The sequence below is a fragment of the Pantoea dispersa genome, assembly GCF_019890955.1.
GTDB lineage: Bacteria > Pseudomonadota > Gammaproteobacteria > Enterobacterales > Enterobacteriaceae > Pantoea > Pantoea dispersa.
Genome location: NZ_CP082346.1, coordinates 124932 through 145908 on the forward strand (window position 1 = coordinate 124932; position 20977 = coordinate 145908).

Annotated in this window: 19 protein-coding genes; 11 read left to right on the top strand and 8 right to left on the bottom strand. The window is 57.8% G+C overall.

Annotated features, from left to right (window positions below):
• Positions 1-10 precede the first annotated feature (10 nt).
• Positions 11-832 carry an HTH-type transcriptional regulator HdfR gene (gene hdfR, locus K7H94_RS00580; protein ID WP_031279770.1) on the bottom strand — a complete coding sequence of 274 codons (822 nt, stop codon included), beginning with the start codon at positions 830-832 and terminating at the stop codon, positions 11-13.
• 121 nt (positions 833-953) lie between these two features.
• On the opposite strand from hdfR, the gene K7H94_RS00585 reads away from it, so the two are divergent.
• Entirely contained in the window at positions 954-1292 is a 339-nt protein-coding gene (locus K7H94_RS00585) for a MaoP family protein (RefSeq protein ID WP_021507919.1), read from the top strand.
• 28 nt (positions 1293-1320) lie between these two features.
• On the opposite strand, the gene K7H94_RS00590 is transcribed toward K7H94_RS00585, so the two are convergent.
• Complete coding sequence (locus tag K7H94_RS00590; protein WP_215800541.1) at positions 1321-2841, bottom strand: YifB family Mg chelatase-like AAA ATPase; 1521 nt, start codon at positions 2839-2841, stop codon at positions 1321-1323.
• Positions 2842-3169: 328 nt separating this feature from the next.
• Here K7H94_RS00590 and ilvL point away from each other — a divergent pair, with 328 nt between their 5' ends.
• The 6 genes from ilvL to ilvA all read left to right on the top strand — a co-directional run bounded on the left by ilvL (position 3170) and on the right by ilvA (position 9729).
• The gene (ilvL, locus tag K7H94_RS00595) at positions 3170-3268 is read left to right on the top strand and encodes an ilv operon leader peptide (RefSeq protein ID WP_071813600.1); all 99 of its coding nucleotides are present in this window, start codon (positions 3170-3172) and stop codon (positions 3266-3268) included.
• A 149-nt stretch (positions 3269-3417) separates the two neighbouring features.
• Entirely contained in the window at positions 3418-5064 is a 1647-nt protein-coding gene (gene ilvG, locus K7H94_RS00600; protein WP_222951490.1) for an acetolactate synthase 2 catalytic subunit, read from the top strand.
• Complete coding sequence (gene ilvM, locus K7H94_RS00605) at positions 5061-5318, top strand: acetolactate synthase 2 small subunit (protein ID WP_008106624.1); 258 nt, start codon at positions 5061-5063, stop codon at positions 5316-5318. The genes ilvG and ilvM overlap by 4 nt, the downstream gene beginning before the upstream one ends.
• 18 nt (positions 5319-5336) lie before the next feature.
• Entirely contained in the window at positions 5337-6266 is a 930-nt protein-coding gene (locus K7H94_RS00610) for a branched-chain amino acid transaminase (RefSeq protein WP_021507916.1), read from the top strand.
• 61 nt (positions 6267-6327) lie between these two features.
• Positions 6328-8178, top strand: a complete 1851-nt coding sequence (gene ilvD, locus K7H94_RS00615) for a dihydroxy-acid dehydratase (RefSeq protein WP_021507915.1) — start codon at positions 6328-6330, stop codon at positions 8176-8178.
• Between the two features lie 6 nt (positions 8179-8184).
• On the top strand, positions 8185-9729 hold the full coding sequence (gene ilvA, locus K7H94_RS00620) for a threonine ammonia-lyase, biosynthetic (protein WP_058759907.1): 1545 nt from the start codon (positions 8185-8187) through the stop codon (positions 9727-9729).
• Between the two features lies 1 nt (position 9730).
• Here ilvA and ilvY read toward each other — a convergent pair whose 3' ends face one another.
• Complete coding sequence (ilvY, locus tag K7H94_RS00625) at positions 9731-10612, bottom strand: HTH-type transcriptional activator IlvY (RefSeq protein WP_021507913.1); 882 nt, start codon at positions 10610-10612, stop codon at positions 9731-9733.
• Between the two features lie 162 nt (positions 10613-10774).
• Here ilvY and ilvC point away from each other — a divergent pair, with 162 nt between their 5' ends.
• Complete coding sequence (gene ilvC, locus K7H94_RS00630) at positions 10775-12250, top strand: ketol-acid reductoisomerase (RefSeq protein ID WP_222951491.1); 1476 nt, start codon at positions 10775-10777, stop codon at positions 12248-12250.
• 321 nt (positions 12251-12571) lie between these two features.
• Here the strand turns inward: ilvC and K7H94_RS00635 are convergent, their stop codons facing one another.
• The 3 genes from K7H94_RS00635 to K7H94_RS00645 form a co-directional block, all read right to left on the bottom strand.
• Complete coding sequence (locus K7H94_RS00635) at positions 12572-13906, bottom strand: MFS transporter (RefSeq protein ID WP_058770903.1); 1335 nt, start codon at positions 13904-13906, stop codon at positions 12572-12574.
• Between the two features lie 289 nt (positions 13907-14195).
• The gene (gene yhjD / locus K7H94_RS00640; protein WP_021507910.1) at positions 14196-15197 is read right to left on the bottom strand and encodes an inner membrane protein YhjD; all 1002 of its coding nucleotides are present in this window, start codon (positions 15195-15197) and stop codon (positions 14196-14198) included.
• Between the two features lie 50 nt (positions 15198-15247).
• Positions 15248-16147, bottom strand: coding sequence for a LysR family transcriptional regulator (locus K7H94_RS00645; RefSeq protein ID WP_058775177.1), 900 nt, complete (start codon positions 16145-16147; stop codon positions 15248-15250).
• A 115-nt stretch (positions 16148-16262) separates the two neighbouring features.
• Here K7H94_RS00645 and K7H94_RS00650 point away from each other — a divergent pair, with 115 nt between their 5' ends.
• Positions 16263-17021: an SDR family NAD(P)-dependent oxidoreductase gene (locus K7H94_RS00650; RefSeq protein WP_222951492.1), complete on the top strand. Its 759-nt coding sequence runs from the start codon at positions 16263-16265 to the stop codon at positions 17019-17021.
• A 50-nt stretch (positions 17022-17071) separates the two neighbouring features.
• Here the strand turns inward: K7H94_RS00650 and K7H94_RS00655 are convergent, their stop codons facing one another.
• The gene (locus tag K7H94_RS00655) at positions 17072-17920 is read right to left on the bottom strand and encodes a PhzF family phenazine biosynthesis protein (protein ID WP_222951493.1); all 849 of its coding nucleotides are present in this window, start codon (positions 17918-17920) and stop codon (positions 17072-17074) included.
• Between the two features lie 114 nt (positions 17921-18034).
• Between K7H94_RS00655 and K7H94_RS00660 the strand changes: the two genes are divergently transcribed.
• Positions 18035-18658 carry a glutathione S-transferase family protein gene (locus K7H94_RS00660; RefSeq protein ID WP_021507906.1) on the top strand — a complete coding sequence of 208 codons (624 nt, stop codon included), beginning with the start codon at positions 18035-18037 and terminating at the stop codon, positions 18656-18658.
• On the opposite strand, the gene K7H94_RS00665 is transcribed toward K7H94_RS00660, so the two are convergent.
• Positions 18625-20115: an aminotransferase-like domain-containing protein gene (locus K7H94_RS00665; protein WP_222951494.1), complete on the bottom strand. Its 1491-nt coding sequence runs from the start codon at positions 20113-20115 to the stop codon at positions 18625-18627. The two genes, K7H94_RS00660 and K7H94_RS00665, sit on opposite strands and share 34 nt — an antisense overlap.
• A gap of 135 nt (positions 20116-20250) precedes the next feature.
• On the opposite strand from K7H94_RS00665, the gene K7H94_RS00670 reads away from it, so the two are divergent.
• On the top strand, positions 20251-20838 hold the full coding sequence (locus tag K7H94_RS00670) for a LysE family translocator (protein WP_058759374.1): 588 nt from the start codon (positions 20251-20253) through the stop codon (positions 20836-20838).
• Positions 20839-20977 lie beyond the last annotated feature (139 nt).

Genomic DNA, 20977 nt, shown 5'->3' on the forward strand with positions numbered 1-20977 from the left:
AATTATTGCTTCAGTGAGTCAGGACCGGATATTTAAGCAGCTGACGAATGTGTGCCTGTTGATCGCTATTCTGCAGCCATACCGCATATAACGGTCGCACTGCGACAGGTGTGTCTGGAATAACCATCAAATCACTGTAAATGCCGTGCCAGAAATCAGGTAAAAAAGCGCAGGCTCCCGTGGTATGCAGCAATTCGCGGGTCACATGTGCTGAAGTGGTAGTTAATACCGGTACGTCATCACTGGAAAGATAACTTTCATGCTGATGGAAATCCGCGCCCCACTCGAGTTTGATGTAATCATATTTTTCACGCTTTTCAGTTTTGCGTGCGCGAAAGAGCGCGAGTGAAATATGACCGATCTGCTGACTGGTGAGTTCATCCATTTTTGGCGCTTCGGTGGTGATCAGCAAATCGAGCTGACGCTCATGTAACTGCTTGACCAGCAAATGCCGCTGAGCAATACGTGCTTCCAGATGCAGGCTCTCCCGGTTCTCGTATAGCGTCTGCAGCCAGGGCGTAAGATACGCTTCCCAGAGCGATGCACTGGCACCGATTGATAGCTCATGGTGCTGCTGGGTATGCGAAACCTCCTTCTTTGCCATCAGCCAGGTACTCATCAGGCTCTCAGCGTAGGGCAATAAGCGCTCGCCTGCTGAAGTCAGCCGGATATTATTGCGGTGACGGGTAAAAAGATTAACGCCCAGCTGATTTTCCAGCTGACGGATGCGAAAACTAACGGCAGATTGCGTGAGGTAAAGCGCTTCAGCAGCACGCCCGAAATGACGCGTTCTGCTCACTTCGAGGAAAGTTTTCAGTAATTCCGTATCCACAGCATTCTCCCAAAAAATGTTTGTCGTACTGATTTAAATGTTTTGTTTTACACTCTGTCAAGCCTATCTAATACTCCGCGCCATAAATAGCACGGCCATATGAGAATCAGGAGCGTGTAAGATGGCGGACAGCTTCGCAACAACTAATCGTTTCTTTGATAACAAACATTACCCTCGTGGTTTTTCGCGTCATGGTGACTTCACCATTAAAGAAGCTCAGCTTCTGGAACGCCACGGATACGCTTTCAACGAACTGGATCTCGCTAAGCGCGATCCGGAGACCGAAGAAGAGCGTCTGTTTATTGAAGTCTGTCGTGGTCTGCGTGAGCCGCAGACTGAGGCTGAACGTGTCTGGTCAAAATACACTGCACGTATCAAGCGTCCGAAACGTTTTCATACCTTGTCCGGCGGTAAACCGCAGATGGACACGGTGGAAGACTTCAGCGATAGCGACGATTAACATGACGGGGCTGATTTCAGCCCCGTTGTCATTCCAGGCTTTTATGCAGGTAAATCAGTAAACGATCGATACTGCGATATCCCACCGCCTCCTGCAGATGCTGACGCGTAATCTGCCGTTCATCCGCTAAATCTGCGATGGTTCTCGCCACCTTTAAGATGCGCTGCCATGCACGCACCGATAATCCCAGTGCATTCAGGATCTCCTCCAGCCATTCCGCGTCCTGCTGCTGTAACACACAATCACGGGCGATCTCCGGATTCGACAACTGCGCATTCACTTTGCCCGCGCGTGCCATCTGTATCGCCCGGGCGGCCAGTACGCGGGCGCGCACCTGCGCGCTGGTTTCGCTGTGCTGCTGCTTCTGGCTGAGCGAGCCGCCCGGTAGCAGCGGAATCTCCAGCGACAGATCGAAGCGATCCAGAAACGGGCCAGACAGCCGGCTGAGATAGCGCAGCACCTGCTGCGGCGTGCAGCGATTATGATTCCCCTGATAATGGCCCGTCGGGCTGGGATTCATTGCACCAATCAGCTGAAAGCGTGCAGGGAAAGTGACTTTGGCGCGGGAACGGGAAATGGCGATTTCTCCGGACTCAATCGGCTCGCGTAACGCATCCAGTGCTTTGCGCTCAAACTCGGGCAGTTCATCAAGAAACAGCACCCCGTTGTGCGCCAGCGAAATTTCGCCCGGCCGCGGTAGTGATCCTCCGCCGACCAGCGCATACAACGATGCGCTGTGATGAGGCGCTCTGAACGGCCGTTTACGCCACTGATGATGTAGCGTACCGCTGCTGACCAGGCTGGCAATTGCGGCGCACTCCAGCGCTTCCTGGTCGTCCAGCGGAGGCATAATGCCGGGCAATCGGGTTGCCAGCATGGTCTTACCGGTGCCGGGCGGGCCCAGCAGCAACAGGTTATGGCCACCGGCGGCGGTAATTTCCAGCGCGCGCCGTCCCTGCTGCTGGCCAATAATATCGCTCAGGTCCTGCTGCTCGTGCGGCACCGTTTCAGGCTGGTAGTGGGCGACCGTCAGCGCCGTCTGGTTATGCAGGAAAGCGCAGATCTCCACCAGATGCTTGCCCACCAGCGTTTCACCCTGTTGTATCAGGCCGACATCCTGTTGATTCTGCTCCGCTAAGACCATCTGACGCCCGGCCTGCAGTGCCGCCATGGCAGCAGGAATCGCGGCCTGAACGCCACACAGCGCGCCGTTTAGCGCCAGCTCACCCAGGAACTCATAATGGGCCAGCTTATCGCCTGGCAGCTGCTCTGAGGCCGCGAGAATGGCGATAGCGATCGGCAGGTCGTAGCGCCCACCCTCTTTAGGTAAATCTGCTGGCGCGAGATTAATGGTGACGCGCTTCGCCGGAAAGGTGAAACCGCTATTGATAATGGCGCTGCGCACGCGTTCGCGGGCTTCTTTGACGGTGGTTTCCGGCAGACCTACCAGCGTCAATGCTGGCAGACCATTGCTGATATGCACTTCAATCGTCACCAGTGGAGCCTGCACTCCGAGCGCCGCGCGTGTTAATACTTTCGATAAAGACATAACCGCTCCTTGTTGCCTTTATCCTTGCTGAAAAAAATCTACACGGCGATCGCTGAAACTATCATCCCGAAGCGGTATTCAGGAAAATCGCTGCGCTTTTCATCCTGTTCATTAATTTTCGCAGCCAGATCGCAAAAGCAAAATAACGGTTGCGTCGCGGGCGTAATGAATAATTATCACAAATGCGAATAACCTTTTACTTACAAAGCGATAACGCGCGTCAGCTGCGCGCGTCATAAAATTTTCCGATGAAAATTATTGTAAATCCCCTGCTAACTATGGTAACTCTGTAGGTATTACTTCGAACTAACGAAAAAACAGACGACACATGAAAGCCCTTCTACAAGTGATTAGCCTAGTCGTGATTAGCGTGGTGGTGATTATTAACCCACCGTGCGGGGCTACGCTTGGAGAAAGAAAGGCTTAAAAATCAAGCCTGGAATTCGAAAAACCCCCGCACCGTAAGGTCCGGGGGTTTTTTTTCGACCAGACGAAATATCAGCGAATCAGCGAGGAACAGATTATGAGCAGTAGCATAAAATTCTGTTGTTCCAGCAGGAATACAGGAGAATAACCATGACAGGTGCACAGTGGGTAGTTCAGGCTTTACGCGCGCAGGGTGTCGACACAGTGTTTGGTTATCCTGGCGGAGCAATCATGCCAGTGTACGATGCGCTCTACGATGGCGGCGTGGAACATCTACTGTGTCGTCATGAACAAGGTGCGGTGATGGCAGCGATCGGTTATGCGCGTGCGACCGGCAAAACCGGGGTTTGCATTGCGACTTCCGGACCGGGCGCCACCAACCTGATCACCGGGCTGGCCGATGCGATGATGGATTCCGTTCCGGTCGTCGCCATCACCGGGCAGGTCTCTTCAGCGTTTATCGGTACCGACGCCTTTCAGGAGATCGATGTTCTTGGCCTGTCATTAGCCTGCACTAAACACAGCTTCCTCGTTGAATCGCTGGATGATTTACCTTCGGTGATGGCGGAAGCTTTCGCCATCGCGCAGTCCGGCCGTCCGGGGCCGGTGCTGGTCGACATTCCCAAAGATATTCAGATTGCCAGCGGTGACCTGACGCCGCACCTGCTGCCGGTTGAAGAGGCACTGAGCCACTCACCGCACCACATTGCCGAAGCGCGCGCGCTGATGGCGCAGGCGCAAAAACCGATGCTGTATATCGGCGGCGGTGTCGGCATGGCGCAGGCCGTCCCGGCGCTGCGGGCTATGGCGCAGGAGACCGGCATCCCGATGGTCTCTACGCTGAAAGGGCTGGGCAGCGCCGAAGCCAGCAGCGATCTCTATCTTGGTATGCTCGGCATGCACGGCACCAAAGCGGCCAACCTGGCGGTGCAATCCTGTGATTTGCTGATTGCCGTCGGCGCACGCTTCGACGACCGCGTCACCGGTAAGCTGGATACCTTCGCGCCGCACGCCAGCGTCATTCATATCGATATCGATCCGGCGGAATTAAACAAACTGCGTCGCGCTCACGTTTCACTGCAGGGCGACCTCAACCAGGTGTTGCCGGCGCTGAGCATGCCGCTGCAGATCGACGGCTGGCGTACTGAAGTTAAAGCGATGAACGCGGAGTTCGCGTGGCGTTACGACCATCCCGGCGAGGCGATCTACGCGCCGCTGCTGCTGAAGCAGTTGTCAGATCGTAAACCTGACAGCGCGGTGGTAACCACCGACGTTGGCCAGCACCAGATGTGGGCGGCGCAGCACATGCGCTTCAGCGCGCCGGAAAACTTTATCACCTCCAGCGGTCTGGGCACCATGGGCTTTGGGCTGCCGGCTGCGGTGGGCGCGCAGGTTGCCCGTCCGGATGACACCGTTATCTGCGTGTCCGGTGACGGCTCAATCATGATGAATATTCAGGAGCTGGGCACCATCAAGCGTAAGCAGCTGCCGGTAAAAATCCTGCTGCTGGATAACCAGCGTCTTGGCATGGTTCGCCAGTGGCAGCAGCTGTTCTTTGATGGTCGCTACAGCGAAACCATCCTCACCGATAACCCCGATTTCCTCACGCTGGCCAGCGCCTTTGATATTCCGGGCCAGCGCATTAGCCGTAAAGATCAGGTCGACGCCGCGATTGATGCTCTGCTGAACAGTGAAGGTCCTTACTTCCTGCATGTTGCGATTGATGAGCATGAAAACGTCTGGCCACTGGTACCGCCGGGTGCCAGCAACGCAAACATGATGGAGAAAACCGTATGAACCAGCATCAATTGTCTATCGAAGCCCGCTTTCGCCCTGAAATATTGGAGCGCATTTTGCGCGTCGTGCGTCACCGTGGCTTCCAGGTCTGCGCGATGAATATGGCGTCCGCCGTCAATGCGGAGAACATTAATATCGAAATGACCGTTGCCAGCCAGCGCTCTGTCGATTTACTGTCTTCGCAGTTAAGCAAACTTATGGATGTCGCCTGTGTCGAGATCCAGCAACAGACAACACAACAAATCCGCGCCTAGTCGCCAAAGGAAATAACAATGAGTACGAAGAAAGCAGACTTTATCTGGTTCAATGGAGAGATGGTTAAGTGGGAAGACGCCAAGGTTAGCGTTATGTCTCACGCACTGCATTACGGCACCTCTGTGTTCGAAGGCGTTCGCTGCTACGACTCACACAAAGGTCCGGTGGTGTTCCGTCACCGTGAACACATGCAGCGTCTGCACGACTCCGCCAAAATTTACCGTTTCCCGATCAAAGCCAGCGTGGATGAGTTGATGGAAGCGTGCCGCGAAGTCATCCGCGTCAATAAACTGAAGAGTGCCTACATTCGTCCGCTGGCCTTTGTCGGCGACGTGGGCCTCGGCGTTAACCCGCCAGACGGCTTCACCACCGATGTGATCATCGCTGCGTTCCCGTGGGGGGCTTACCTGGGCGCCGAAGCGCTGGAGCAGGGCATTAACGCCATGGTTTCTTCCTGGAATCGCGTGGCGCCAAATACCCTGCCAACCGCGGCGAAAGCAGGCGGTAACTATCTCTCTTCCCTGCTGGTTGGCAGCGAAGCGCGCCGCCACGGCTATCAGGAAGGTATCGCGCTGGATACCCAGGGTTATATCTCCGAAGGTGCTGGCGAAAACCTGTTTGAAGTGAAAGACGGCATCCTGTTCACCCCGCCGTTCACCTCTTCAGCGCTGCCGGGCATCACCCGTGACGCAATCATCAAGCTGGCGAAGGATCTCGGTATCGAAGTGCGCGAGCAGGTGCTGTCACGCGAATCGCTGTACCTGGCGGATGAAGTGTTCATGTCCGGTACTGCCGCAGAGATCACGCCGGTACGCAGCGTGGACGGCATCCAGGTGGGTGAGGGCAAACGTGGCCCGGTGACCACCAAAATCCAGCAGGCGTTCTTTGGCCTGTTCACCGGCGAAACCGAAGACAAGTACGGCTGGCTGGATCAGGTGAATCCATAACAAGACAGTAACGCGGGTGCAGCAGCGCCCGCGTCATTTTTCAGACTGGAGTAAATAGAGCATGCCTAAGTACCGTTCCGCCACCACCACCCATGGTCGTAACATGGCGGGTGCCCGTGCCCTGTGGCGCGCCACCGGAATGACCGACGACGATTTCGGTAAGCCGATTATCGCCGTGGTTAACTCCTTCACCCAATTCGTACCGGGCCACGTGCACCTGCGCGATCTTGGCAAACTGGTTGCTGAGCAAATCGAAGCCGCGGGTGGTGTAGCCAAAGAGTTCAACACCATCGCGGTGGATGACGGTATCGCCATGGGTCATGGCGGCATGCTGTATTCACTGCCTTCACGCGAGCTGATTGCCGACTCCGTGGAATATATGGTGAACGCCCACTGCGCCGACGCCATGGTGTGTATCTCCAACTGTGACAAAATCACCCCCGGCATGCTGATGGCCTCGCTGCGCCTCAACATTCCGGTGATCTTTGTCTCCGGCGGTCCAATGGAAGCCGGTAAAACCAAGCTGTCAGACAAAATCATCAAGCTGGATCTGGTGGACGCGATGATTCAGGGGGCGAACCCGAACGTCAGCGATGCCGACAGCGAGCAGATTGAGCGTTCCGCCTGCCCGACCTGCGGCTCGTGCTCCGGCATGTTCACCGCCAACTCCATGAACTGTCTGACCGAAGCGCTGGGCCTGTCGCAGCCGGGCAACGGCTCGCTGCTGGCAACCCACGCCGATCGTAAAGACCTGTTCATCAACGCCGGCAAGCGCATCGTTAACCTGACCAAACAGTATTACGAGCAGGATGATGCGCGCGTGCTGCCGCGTAACATCGCCAGCAAAGCTGCGTTCGAAAACGCCATGACGCTGGATATCGCCATGGGCGGTTCCACCAATACCGTGCTGCACCTGCTGGCCGCCGCGCAGGAAGGCGAGATCGATTTCAACATTTCCGACATCGATCGCCTGTCACGTAAAGTGCCGCACCTGTGCAAAGTGGCGCCGAGCACACAGAAATATCATATGGAAGATGTGCACCGCGCGGGCGGGGTAATCGGTATTCTTGGCGAGCTGGATCGTGCCGGCCTGCTGCACACCGACGTGCGCAACGTGCTGGGCCTCAATCTGCGCGAAACCCTCGATCAGTACGACATCATGCTGACCAAAGACGAAGCGGTGAAGAAGATGTTCCGCGCCGGCCCGGCGGGCATCCGTACTACCCAGGCGTTCTCACAGGATTGCCGCTGGGATACGCTGGATGACGATCGTCAGGAAGGCTGTATCCGCACGCGCGAACACGCATTCTCTCAGGATGGCGGTCTGGCAGTGCTGTACGGCAACATGGCGGAAGATGGCTGCATCGTGAAAACCGCCGGCGTCGACAAAGAGATCCTCACCTTTAAAGGTCCGGCAAAAGTGTATGAAAGCCAGGACGATGCGGTGGAAGCGATTCTCGGCGGCAAAGTGGTCGCCGGTGACGTGGTGGTAATCCGCTACGAAGGGCCGAAAGGCGGTCCGGGCATGCAGGAAATGCTCTATCCGACCACTTATCTGAAATCGATGGGCCTTGGCAAAAGCTGTGCGCTGATCACTGACGGACGCTTCTCGGGCGGCACCTCGGGCCTCTCCATTGGCCACGCATCGCCGGAAGCGGCGAACGGCGGCACCATCGCGCTGGTTAAAGATGGCGACATCATTGAAATCGATATCCCGAATCGCGGCATTAAGCTGGCGGTACCGGATAACGAACTGCATGCCCGTCGTGAAGAAGAGGAAGCGCGTGGCGAAGCGGCTTATACGCCGCACGGTCGCGTGCGTCAGGTCTCCTTCGCACTGCGTGCTTATGCATCGCTCGCCACCAGCGCTGACAAGGGCGCGGTGCGCGATAAGTCTAAGCTGGGAGGCTAATCTCTGATGGCTGAGTCTCAACCGCTTTCCGCGTCGCCCAATGGCGCGGAGTATCTGCGCGCGGTGCTGCGTGCGCCTGTGTACGAAATTGCCCAGGTGACGCCGCTGCAAAAAATGGAAAAAATTTCGTCGCGTCTTGGCAACACCATTCTGGTGAAGCGCGAAGATCGCCAGCCGGTGCACAGCTTCAAGCTGCGTGGTGCTTACGCCATGATCGCCGGCCTGACGGAAGAGCAGAAAGCGCGCGGCGTGGTTACTGCTTCGGCGGGCAACCACGCGCAGGGCGTGGCGCTCTCGGCCAGCACGCTCGGCATCAAGTCACTGATTGTGATGCCAGTGGCGACGGCGGACATCAAGGTTGATGCAGTGCGCGCGTTTGGCGGTGAGGCTTACCTGTTTGGCGCCAACTTTGACGAGGCAAAAGCCAAAGCGATTGAGCTGGCGGAGCAGCAGGGTTACACCTTCGTGCCGCCGTTTGATCATCCGGCGGTGATTGCCGGACAGGGCACGCTGGCGATGGAGCTGTTGCAGCAGGATGCGCATCTCGATCGCGTGTTTGTGCCGGTAGGCGGCGGCGGCTTAGCGGCGGGTGTGGCGGTACTGATTAAACAGCTGATGCCGCAAATCAAGGTTATCGCGGTTGAGTCGCAGGATTCTGCCTGCCTGAAGGCGGCGCTTGATGCCGGCGAGCCGGTGGATTTGCCGCGCGTCGGGCTGTTTGCCGAAGGCGTGGCGGTCAAGCGTATCGGCAGCGAAACCTTCCGCCTGTGTAAAGAATACCTCGACGACATCATCACCGTGGACAGCGATGCCATCTGCGCGGCGATGAAGGATCTGTTCGAGGATGTGCGTGCGGTGGCGGAGCCTTCCGGCGCGCTGGCGCTGGCGGGCATGAAGAAGTACATCCAGCAGCACGACATCAAAGGCGAGCGGCTGGCGCACGTGCTGTCGGGCGCCAACGTTAACTTCCACGGTCTGCGCTATGTCTCCGAGCGCTGTGAACTGGGTGAACAGCGTGAAGCGCTGCTGGCGGTGACCATCCCTGAGCAGCAGGGCAGCTTCCTGCGTTTCTGCCAGACGCTGGGCGGCCGCGCGGTAACCGAGTTCAACTACCGTTATGCCGATGCCGACAACGCCTGCATCTTTGTTGGCGTGCGTTTAACGCGCGGCCTTGAGGAGCGCAGCGAGATCATCAGCCAGCTGGCTGAAGGCGGCTATCAGGTGGTGGATTTGTCGGATGATGAGATGGCGAAGCTGCACGTGCGCTACATGGTGGGCGGACGCCCGTCAAAACCGCTGCGTGAACGGCTGTTCAGCTTCGAATTCCCGGAAGCGCCGGGCGCGCTGCTGAAGTTCCTGCAGACGCTGGGCGCGCACTGGAATATTTCGCTGTTCCACTATCGCAGCCACGGCACCGATTTTGGTCGCGTGCTGGCGGCGTTCGAGATCAACGACAAAGAGCCGGATTTCGACACTCACCTCAACGCACTCGGCTATGAGTGGCACGACGAGGCCAGCAATCCGGCATTTCGCTTCTTCCTCGCCGGCTAAACTACAGCAGGTGCCAGAAAGCATTGATCAGCGGCTCTCCGAGCCGCTTTTTTTGTACGCATACGCCGAGCTCCAGCGGCGCCACCGACTCGACATTCTCCAGCGTCAGCACGCGATTGCGCACCGGTTCCGGACTGTTTTCCAGCACCACATCCGGCAGCAGCGCGATGCCGCAGCCGAGCGCCACCATCGACACAATCGCCTCATGGCCAGACACCGTGGCGTAAATCTGCGGGTTGGCAATGCGGTGGCGGCGAAACCATAAATCAATACCGCGCCGCGCCGGCCCCTGATCCGGCAGGATAAAGGGAATCTGCGACCAGTCCGGCTGTTCCTGCGTCGCCTGGCTGCGCACCGGGCAGGGCAGCGCCGGGGCGATCAGCACCAGCGGGATCAAACCCAGTGGTGTAAAATCGATACTGGCGGGCAGCGACTCCGGCCGGCCGGCGATGGCCAGATCTGCTTCGCCAGACTGCACCATTTCAATGGCATCGGCGGCGTCGCCGGTGGTGAGTTTAATTTCCACCTGCGGATGCTCCGCGCGAAAGCGGTCGAGAATCGGCGGCAGATGGCTGTAGGCGGCGGTTACTGAGCAGAACAGGCGCAGCTCGCCGCTCAGCGACGGGCCGTTCAGGTCCATGACATGGCGCAGCTGCTGATACTGCAGCAGGGTCTGCTGGGCGAACTGACGCAGCCGCTCGCCGGCTTCGGTCAGCGTCACGGTGCGGTTGTCGCGCAGGAACAGCGCGTGTCCGACATCCTCTTCCAGCCGCTGGATCTGGCGTGATAATGTCGACGGGCTGACGTGCATGGCGCGCGCGGTGCGGCCAAAGTGGCAGCTTTCCGCCAGGTGAAGAAACAGTTTCAGGTCTCGTAAATCCATGCGCGTTTTGCCCTCAGCGTGATGTTGCAAATTCTGCAATGTGACGTTGTTAATATATCAATTTAAGCAACAGATTTCCTGTCATATGATGGGGTCATTCGCGGCGCTAAATCCGGCGCCGTTACTGAACAAAAGCAAACACAACATCTGAGCGGAGTACCCATGGCTAACTACTTCAACACATTGAATCTGCGCAATCAGTTAGCGCAGTTAGGCAAATGTCGCTTCATGTCGCGCGATGAATTCGCGGATGGCGCTAGCTTCCTGAAAGGTAAGAAAGTGGTCATCGTCGGCTGCGGCGCGCAGGGCCTGAACCAGGGTCTGAACATGCGTGACTCTGGCCTTGATGTGTCTTACGCACTGCGCGCTGAAGCCATCGCTGAGAAGCGTGCGTCGTTCCGTAAAGCCACCGAAAACGGTTTTAAAGTGGGTACTTACGAAGAGCTGATCCCGCAGGCGGATCTGGTAGTTAACCTGACGCCAGACAAGCAGCACTCTGCCGTTGTGCAGGCCGTTCAGCCGCTGATGAAAGACGGTGCCGCGCTGGGTTACTCTCACGGTTTCAACATCGTCGAAGTGGGCGAGACCATCCGTAAAGACATCACCGTGGTGATGGTGGCACCGAAGTGCCCGGGTACCGAAGTGCGTGAAGAGTACAAACGTGGCTTCGGCGTTCCAACGCTGATCGCTGTTCACCCGGAAAACGATCCAAAAGGCGAAGGCATGGCGATTGCCAAAGCCTGGGCTGCAGCCACCGGCGGCGACCGTGCAGGCGTGCTGGAATCGTCCTTCGTGGCAGAAGTCAAATCAGACCTGATGGGCGAGCAGACCATTCTTTGCGGTATGCTGCAGGCCGGTTCACTGTTGTGCTTCGACAAGCTGGTGGCTGAAGGTCACGACGCGGCTTACACCGAAAAACTGATTCAGTTCGGCTGGGAAACCATCACCGAATCGCTGAAGTTTGGCGGCATCACGCTGATGATGGATCGTCTGTCTAATCCGGCAAAAATCCGCGCTTACGCGCTGTCTGAGCAGCTGAAAACCATCATGGCACCGCTGTTCCAGAAGCATATGGATGACATCATCTCGGGTGAATTCTCTTCCGGTATGATGGCTGACTGGGCGAACGACGACAAAAACCTGCTGACCTGGCGTGAAGAGACCGGTAAAACCGCGTTCGAAAACGCCCCGCAGTTCGAAGGCAAAATCGACGAGCAGGAGTACTACGACAAAGGCGTGGTTATGGTCGCGATGGTGAAAGCGGGCGTTGAGCTGGCATTCGAAACCATGGTTGACGCGGGCATCATTGAAGAGTCGGCTTACTATGAATCGCTGCACGAGCTGCCGCTGATTGCCAACACCATCGCCCGTAAGCGTCTGTATGAAATGAACGTGGTAATTTCCGATACCGCAGAATACGGTAACTACCTGTTCTCCTTCGCAGCCGTTCCGCTGCTGAAAGAGTTCATGACCACGCTGCAGCCTGGCGATCTGGGTAAAGCGGTGGAAGGCACGCAGGTGGATAACGCGCAGCTGCGCGACGTGAACGAAGCGATCTGCCAGCATCCAATCGAAGCCGTTGGCCGTAAACTGCGTGGCTATATGACCGACATGAAACGCATCGCCGTCGCCGGCTAAGGCACGCGAGACACAGTTTTCAGCCTAATCAAACCCCGGCTTGCCGGGGTTTTTTTATGTCTTATGTTTGAGTGCAGAAGAGTTTCTCTCACTATTTCCCTCACCCTAGCCCTCTCCCGCTGGCGGGAGAGGGAACCGTTCGGTGCGGGCTGATGTTTCTACACTTATCTATCAACATCGCGCGGACGCTCCCTCTCCCGTTTACGGGAGAGGGCCGGGGTGAGGGCCGGGGTGAAGGCCAGGGTGAGGGACACACCGCACCATCCCCACACCGCCAATAAAAAACCCGGCCGGAGCCGGGTTCTGTCAACACGCAATCAATCACACCGCTTCATACAGCGTCTGATGGCGCGTCTCTTTACAGGCAATCAGCGCGATCAGCGTCAGCACCGCCATGGAGGCCAGATAGAAGCCCACTGCCTGCAAGCCGTAGTTCGCATTCAGCCAGGTCGCAATATAAGGCGCCACCGAGGCGCCAAGAATCGACGACAGGTTGTAAGAGAACGACGCGCCGGTATAGCGTACTTCGGTCGGGAACAGTTCTGGCAGCAGCGCGCCCATCGGGCCGAATGTCAGACCCATAATACTCAGGCCGAGCAGCAGGAAGCCCATCACCAGAATCTGCGAGCCGGAGCCGAGCAGCAGCGGGAACATCAGCGCAAAAGCGATGATCATCAGCGTAATGGTGATCATCGTTTTGCGACGGCCAAAACGGTCCGCCAGCAGGCCGGCAATCGGCACCATCACGCCAAAACCGATGACCGCCACCATCAGCATCCACAGGAAGCTGTTGCGCGAATAACCGAGGCCGACCGGCGCCGGCGCGGTGCCGTAGCTCATCGAATACACCGTCATAATGTAGAACAGCGTATAGGTCGCCAGCATGATAAACGTGCCGAGAATGGTCGCGGTCATATGCTTGCTCAGCAGCGTACCGATAGGGATCCGCACCTGTTTCTTCTCTTTCTGCACTTTGGCAAACACCGGGCTCTCATGCAGCGATACGCGCACATACAGGCCGATAATCACCAGCACCGCAGAGAGCACAAACGGCACGCGCCAGCCCCAGTTCATGAACTGCTCATCGGTCAGCAGCCACGAGAGCAGCAGGAACGTGCCGTTGGCAAAGAAGAAGCCAATCGGTGCGCCCAACTGCGGGAACGAGCCGTACAGCGCACGTTTCTTCGCCGGGGCGTTCTCGGTGGCCAGCAGCGCTGCGCCGCCCCATTCGCCGCCCAGTCCCAGGCCCTGACCAAAACGCGCCAGCGCCAGCAGCAGCGGTGCCGCCACGCCAATGGTCTGATAACCCGGCAGCAGGCCGATCACTACGGTAGAAACGCCCATGGTCAGCAGCGAGGCAACCAGCGTCGCTTTACGGCCCACGCGGTCGCCAAAGTGACCAAACAGCGCGGAGCCAATAGGGCGCGCAACAAAAGCGATAGCGAAGGTCGCCAGCGATTGCAGCGTGGCAACCGTAGCGTCACCCTGCGGGAAGAAGATATGCGGAAAAACAATTACCGCGGCGGTGGCATAGATATAGAAATCGAAGAATTCGATCGCAGTGCCGACCAGCGAGGCAACTACCACTTTACTGCGTGAGTTAACCGGTGTGCCGTCGTGTGGTTGGTCGGGTGTTTCGGAGATGGAGGCTTGCATAACTGTTTCTTAATTGTAAATGTAAACAAAGAATCTTACGCACCTGTTTTGCCGCATTCAATGACGAAAAACCGCGTCACACCGGGCTTTGGCGGCGAAAAAGAGGATAATTTCTGAGTTACGGCAATCGGCGGCGGATGGGAAGGGGAAGTGCGGCTTTTCTGGCGTGATTCTCTGCAAAAGGGCCAAATAAAAGTGACCCTCCAGCGTTTCCTGCTGGTTTTTGCTGCTTTAGTAGCCAGCAGGAAACATTTTTTGCTGTTGCGGCAAATGTAACTGAATTGTCGCGTTACGCCGGGTGATGCGGCTGCGACATCTCGGGATCATCCTTGTATTTTGCGGTGGCGATCCACGCGGCGCAGAACAGCGTCAGACGCGCGAAAAAGTAGAAGAAGGCCATCAGCCCCAGCACCGATCCAAAGGCGGCACCGGAGGGCGACGTCGCCAGCTTCGGCAGCGTCAGCGTCATGACAAACTTGATCACCTCAAACCCAATCGCCGCCAGCAGCGTACCGCGCAGCAGCGCTTTTTTGCGTGGCTTGTGGCGCGGCAGAATCCAGAAAATCCACAGGAACAGCAAATAGTTGGCGAAGATGGAGATCGACAGCGCGATGATGGTCATCGCCGGCCGCAGCCACTCGATATCGCCCAGCCCCAGCGCATTCACGATCGCCGCCTGCGCTGCGCCGGCAATCGAGGTCAGCGACAGCGTAATCACCAGCGCCAGCATCAGACCCAGCAGCGAAACCAGGTCGCGCAGATATTTCTTCCACCACTTTTCCTGGTCATCCGGCGTGCGTTCCCATACGTCACGCGACTGGGCGCGCACCGCTTCGCGCAGGTTACCCATCCAGTTAATGCCGGAGTAGAGCGCCAGCAGCAAACCGGTCAGGCCGACGGTCGCGCGCTGCTGAATCGCGGTATTCACGGTATTTTTCAGCGTGGTGGCCAGCGTCGGGTCGCTGATGCTGTTAACGATTTTGTTGATCAACTCAGAAAGCAGGTCCTGATTGGACGCCAGCACAAAGCCGACCGCCGCAAAGGAGACCATCAAAATCGGTATCAGCGAAAGAAATGAAAAATAGGTGATAGCCGCACCAAACTGGCTGCCGAGGCGATCGTTAAAGCGCTCCAGCGCGCGCAAAAAGTGCGCCACTGCCGGGATCGCCTGAAACCAGGCGGCAAAGCGTGAGACGCGCCTGATCGAGCCATCCACCGTTTTGTTCCCAGTTTTGATATCAATCAGCGGCTTAGCTTCAGCCGCTGAGGCTTTTGTGGTTTTGTCCGTCATAGACCTTCTGCATCCTGTTCACAGCGAAAATAAAATTATAGCCTGCCCGTTCAGGTCACGTATTCCTGCAGCACCTGACTCAGCCACTCCATAAACACCCGCACGCGGCGCGCCACGTTGCGACGGTGAGGATAGAGCAGGGAAATCGGCATCGGTTTGGCCGGGAAGTGGTGCAGCACTTCGACCAGCTGGCCGGATTCCAGCAGCGGCTGCACGCCAATCGCCGGTACCTGAATAATGCCCAGCCCGGCAATACAGGCGGCGCGATAGGTCTCAGTGCTGTTAACCGTCACCACGCCGCCGGTTTGCACGTAATGACACTGTTTGCCATCAAAGTACTCAAAGCCCGGCGAGGGCTGCCCCAGCTGTTGGGTATAGTGCACCATGGCGTGCTGGCCGAGATCGTCCAGCCGTACCGGCATGCCGAAGCGGGAAAGGTAGCCAGGGCTGGCGCAGTTGATCAAGGCGTATGAGCCAATTTTCCGCGCAATCAGGCCGGAATCTTTAAGTTCGCCAACGCGCAACACGCAATCAAAGCCTTCGCGAATCACATCAACCTGGCGATCGCTGCTGCTCAGCTCAATCTCCACGCCCGGATAGTGCTGCAAAAACTCCGGCAGGCGCGGCAGGATAAAGCCGGTCGCCATCGCCACCGACATATCGACGCGCAGCTTACCGCTCAGCGTGGCAGGATCGTGCTGGAACAGGCTGTCCATATCATCCAGCATCGACAGCAAATCCAGGCAGCGATCGTAATACACCAGCCCATCCTGGGTAAGATGCACACGGCGCGTGGTGCGATGCAGCAGGCGTGTGCCCATCTGATTTTCCAGCGCCTGCAGCTGGCGGGAAACGCTGCCCTTGGGTAAACCCAGACTCTCAGCCGCGCGGGTAAAACTGCCCATTTCTGCCACCCGCACAAACACCTGCATAGCGTGAATTTTATCCATGTTGTTCACCGATTGTTGTTGTTAGTGAAACAGTGCTGTGTATTCCCCTGCGTTTATAGATCAATTATTCGCGAATATCCTTAATCCGTGTTCAATTTTCCAACCGGAGCGAAACATGTCTCATAAAATTGCATTGATTACCGGCGGTAACCGCGGTCTGGGCAAGAATGGCGCGCTAAAACTGGCGGCTAAGGGCGTCGATATTCTGTTTACCTGGCGCGGTCATGCTGAAGAAGCGCAGGCGGTCGTGAAGGAGATTGAGGCGCTGGGCGCGCGTGCGGTGGCGCTGCAGCTGGATGTGGGCGACAGTAAACAGTTTGATGACTTTGCGGCGCGGGTTAAAGCAACGCTGAACGAGACCTGGCAGCGCGATAGCTTTGATTATTTAGTGAACAACGCTGGCCACGGTCATTACAAGCTTCTGGCCGAAACCAGTGAAGATGAGTTTGATGCGCTGGTGAATGTACATTTTAAAGGGCCGTATTTCCTGACGCAGAAACTGCTGCCGCTGATCGCCGATGGTGGACGCATCCTGAACATTTCCAGCGGTCTGACGCGCATGACGCTGCCGGGTTCAGGTACTTACGCCGCCATGAAAGGGGCGATGGAAGTGCTGACGCGCTATCAGGCGAAAGAGCTGGGCGAGCGCCGCATTCGCGTCAACATTCTGGCACCGGGGGCGATTGAAACCGACTTTGGCGGCGGTCGCGTGCGCGACACGAAAGATCTGAACGCGCATATCGCTTCAGTGACCGCGCTGGGCCGCGTTGGTCTGCCGGATGACATCGGTGATGCCATTAGCGCGATCCTGAGCGACGAAACCGGCTGGATTACCGCCCAGCGTATCGAGGCCTCCGGCGGTCAGGCACTGTAAAAACATCGCGCTGCGACCGAATCGTGTCAACGAACGGAGCAGCGCCCGTTTTACACCTCAATCGTGCCATCAATCAGGGTGAGGGTTTGCCCGCCGATCCAGATTGTCTCACCGGCAAAACGCACCACAATGCGACCGGCACGCTGGATGGCGCTGCCCTGACGCGCGCAATAATCCTGCCGCTGGCCCTGCGCCGCCAGATAGCGTGCCAGACAGGCGTTGGCGCTGCCGGTGACCGGATCTTCGACCAGGCTACCGTTCTCGACCAGCAGCGCGCGCACCTCGTACTGCGCCTCTGCATCCTGCGGCAGCGGGCCAAACAGGGCGATGCCGTTCACGCCCGCATGCTGCTGCAGCCGCAGTAAATCGTCCGCCTGGGTGACCACCTCCAGCACCGCCTGCGCGCTGCTCATCGGAATCAACAGCCAGCGAATCCCCATATCCGCCACGGCTGGCGTCTGGCTGAGATCGAACGCGTCACTGTGCAGCGCTTTGCTCATCAGCGCATCGCTGAACGGCGTCAGGCTGGCGTCCGGCGCGGCAAAGGCCAGCGTACCGTCAGCGCCAATCTGTACCTCAACCAGGCCCACGCCGCACTCCTGCACAATCTTACCCGCTGTTTTCAGGGGCCAGCCAGCTTCCAGCAAGGCATGCGCGGTGCCAAGCGTGGGATGTCCGGCAAACGGCAGCTCGCCGCCGGGCGTAAAAATGCGCACACGATAGTCGGCTGTGGCATCCTGTGGTGGCAGCACGAAGGTGGTTTCCGACAGATTGGTCCAGCGTGCGATGGCCGCCAGCTGTGCGTCGCTCAGACCCCGGGCATCCATAATCACCGCCAGCGGATTGCCGCTGAACGCGCCTGTGGAGAACACATCCACTTGTTTAAACGCCACCTGCATGTTCGCTCCTTTCCTCATTGAGGTTGTCTGAAATCCGGATTTACATCCTGCTGATTGCTTAAGGCGTCTAACAGGACTATGAATAGATTAACAATTCTGCCAGCGGAGTCCGCTATGTTAAAAATTCTGGGCCGTAACTCGTCAATCAACGTTCGTAAAGTGCTGTGGCTCTGTTCAGAGCTGGATATTGCCTGGGAGCACGAGCCGTGGGGCGAAGACCCGCAGTCGTTGCACTCACCGCAGTTTATGGCGCTCAATCCCAACGCCATGGTGCCGGTGATCATCGAAGATGACTTCGTGATGTGGGAGTCCAACGCGATTCTGCGCTATCTCGCCAACAGCAACGGCGGTGAATGGCTCTACCCGGATAATCCGCGCGCGCGTGCGCCGGTCGATCAGTGGATGGACTGGCAGGCCACCGAGCTCAACACCTCATGGCGCTATGCTTTTATGTCGCTGGTGCGCAATTCGCCAGCCCATCAGGATCCGCGCCTGCTGGCTGCCGCCATCAAGGGCTGGAGCCACACCATGGGTATTCTTAATCAGCAGCTGGAAAAAACCGGGCGCTACGTCGCGGGCCGTAACTTTACCCTGGCCGATATTCCGGTTGGCCTGGCGGTGAACCGCTGGTTTGAAACCCCGCTCGACCATCCGGACTTCCCTGCCGTGCAAACCTATTATGAGCGCCTGACGGAACGCGAGGGTTACACTACCTGGGGCCGCAACGGTAAGCCCTGATCCTGACCCGGCGCGATACCGGTGATTTCACAGGCCAGCGCGCCGGTGCGTTTCAGTGCCCAGGTGTAACGCTCATCAAACGGATAGCAACAGGAGAGACGCAGCGCATGGCGATAGCGATCGCTCAGTGAATAGAGCGCGCCCGGCGTGACGCAAATCTGCTCCTGCAACAGGCGATGGAACATCTCCACCGTGTCAACCTTGCCCGGCAGCTCGACCCAAAATACAAAGCCGCCGCGCGGCAGGGTAGCGCGCGTGCCCTGCGGGAAGTGACGGGCAATGATGCCGCGCGCCGCATCCAGATTGGCGGCATAGCGACGCCGCAGCGAACGCAGATGGTGATCATAACCGCCACTGGCGAGGAATTCGGCCAGCGTTTCGCTCAGCAGTTTCGATTCGGTCATCGACGATACCGCTTTCAGCCGCGCAATCACCGGATGGAAGCGGCCGGCAGCCGTCCAGCCCACGCGAAAATCGGGCGCGACGGTTTTGGTGAAGCTGGTGCAGTAAATCACCCAGCCGTCGCGGTCAAAGGCTTTGACCGGTGGCGACAGCGGCCAGTCAAACTGCAATTCGTCATACAGCCCATCTTCCAGCAGTGGAACGTTGTAAGTATTCACTAACTTCGCGAGACGCTTTTTATTTTCCAGCGGCATCACGTAGCCCAGCGGATTCTGCGCGCCCGGCATGGCGATCAGCGCCTGAATGCGCTGCTCCTGCAGCAGCATCTCCAGCGCGTCCAGCGACAGGCCGTTTTGCGGATCGGTGGGGATTTCCAGCGCCTTCAGCCCGAGTGAGGCCAGCAGCGGGAACAAAAAGAAGTAGGTCGGCGATTCCAGCCCGACGCAGTCGCCCGGCTTCGTCACCGCACGCAGCGCCAGCTGCAGCGCCTCCATGCAGCCGTGGGTCAGGGTGATGTCCGCGACAGTCAGATTCAGGCCGGTGTGCAGGCTACGGCGCGCAATCTCCTCCCGTAAGCGCTCACTACCCGGCGGAAGCGCGTAGCGACCAATGATGTCATTATCGCGGCGAATAAGGGAGGCGGTAATGCGTCCCAGTTTCGCCGCCGGAAACAGTTCGCTATCCTGCGGGCAGGCCAGCGAAATATTGGTGTAGTCGGGGTGATTCTGCGCGGCGAACACCTGCTCGATCAGTTCCAGTTTTTGCGTGCTGGGGTCATTAACGCTGGCGCTCATTGGCCTGAGCGGTCGCGTCACCGCGGGCAGCACGCCACGCACGTAGTAGCCCGACTGCGGACGGGCTTCTATCAGGCCGCGATCTTCAAGGATATGCCAGGCACTTAGCACGGTATTGATGCTGACCTGGTGCGACTGTGCCACGCGCCGGATAGCCGGCAGGCGCTTACCCGGCTTCAGCGTGCCCTGATGGATAGATTCGGCAAAACTGTCCGCCAGCTGCTGGTACAGCGTCTGGCCGGATGAGAGAGGAAGGGACACAAAAGCCTCCACGCGCAATAGGTACAATTTAAAATTGCCTTAACTGTATCCATCACAATAGTGATTTTGTGTCTCTGTTGCCATCGTAATATGCGCATTAGCATGGTGTTTCGTTGATTCTCAGGGAAACGTACCATGCTCGATCCATCCTTCTTTAGCTACGTTACGGTGATGTCGATTACACCGGGTCCGAACAATCTGTTACTGGCCACGTCCGGCGTCAATTTTGGCTTCCGGCGCACGCTGCCGATGCTGTTTGGCATCCTGCTCGGCTGTGCGTTACAGATGCTGCTGGCGAGCGTGGCGCTGGAGCTGCTATTGCACTGGATGGCGTCTGTGCGGTTGCCGCTGACGGTGGTGGGATGCAGCTATTTGCTGTGGCTGTCGTGGAAAATCTTCCGCGCCGGTGCGCCGCAGCTGCGCGAACGTCCGCGTCCGATGACCCTGCTGGGCGGCGTGTGTTTCCAGGCGGTGAATCCCAAAGCCTGGCTGATGGTCACCAACGTGGCGCTGATGTATGCCAACAGCAACGGTGTGCTGGCGGTGCTGCTCGGCTTTGCCGCCCTCAACCTGCCGTGCATTTTAATCTGGGCAGCGCTGGGCGACCGGCTGCGCCATCACCTGCAGATTGCGTGGAAACGTCAGGCGTTCAACACGCTAATGGCGCTGTCGCTGGTGGCAACCACCGGCTGGATGCTGTATGACGCGCTGCTATTGAGCTGATGCTACGGCGTTAGATGGCGCGGTAAGCAGGGGCACCATATGGGGGGCTGGTCAGTTAACGAAGCCGTACGACGCACCCTGATGTAGCGGCGCGATTTATCGCGCAATGTGCAATGTATTGTGCCGCTAACAAACGCGC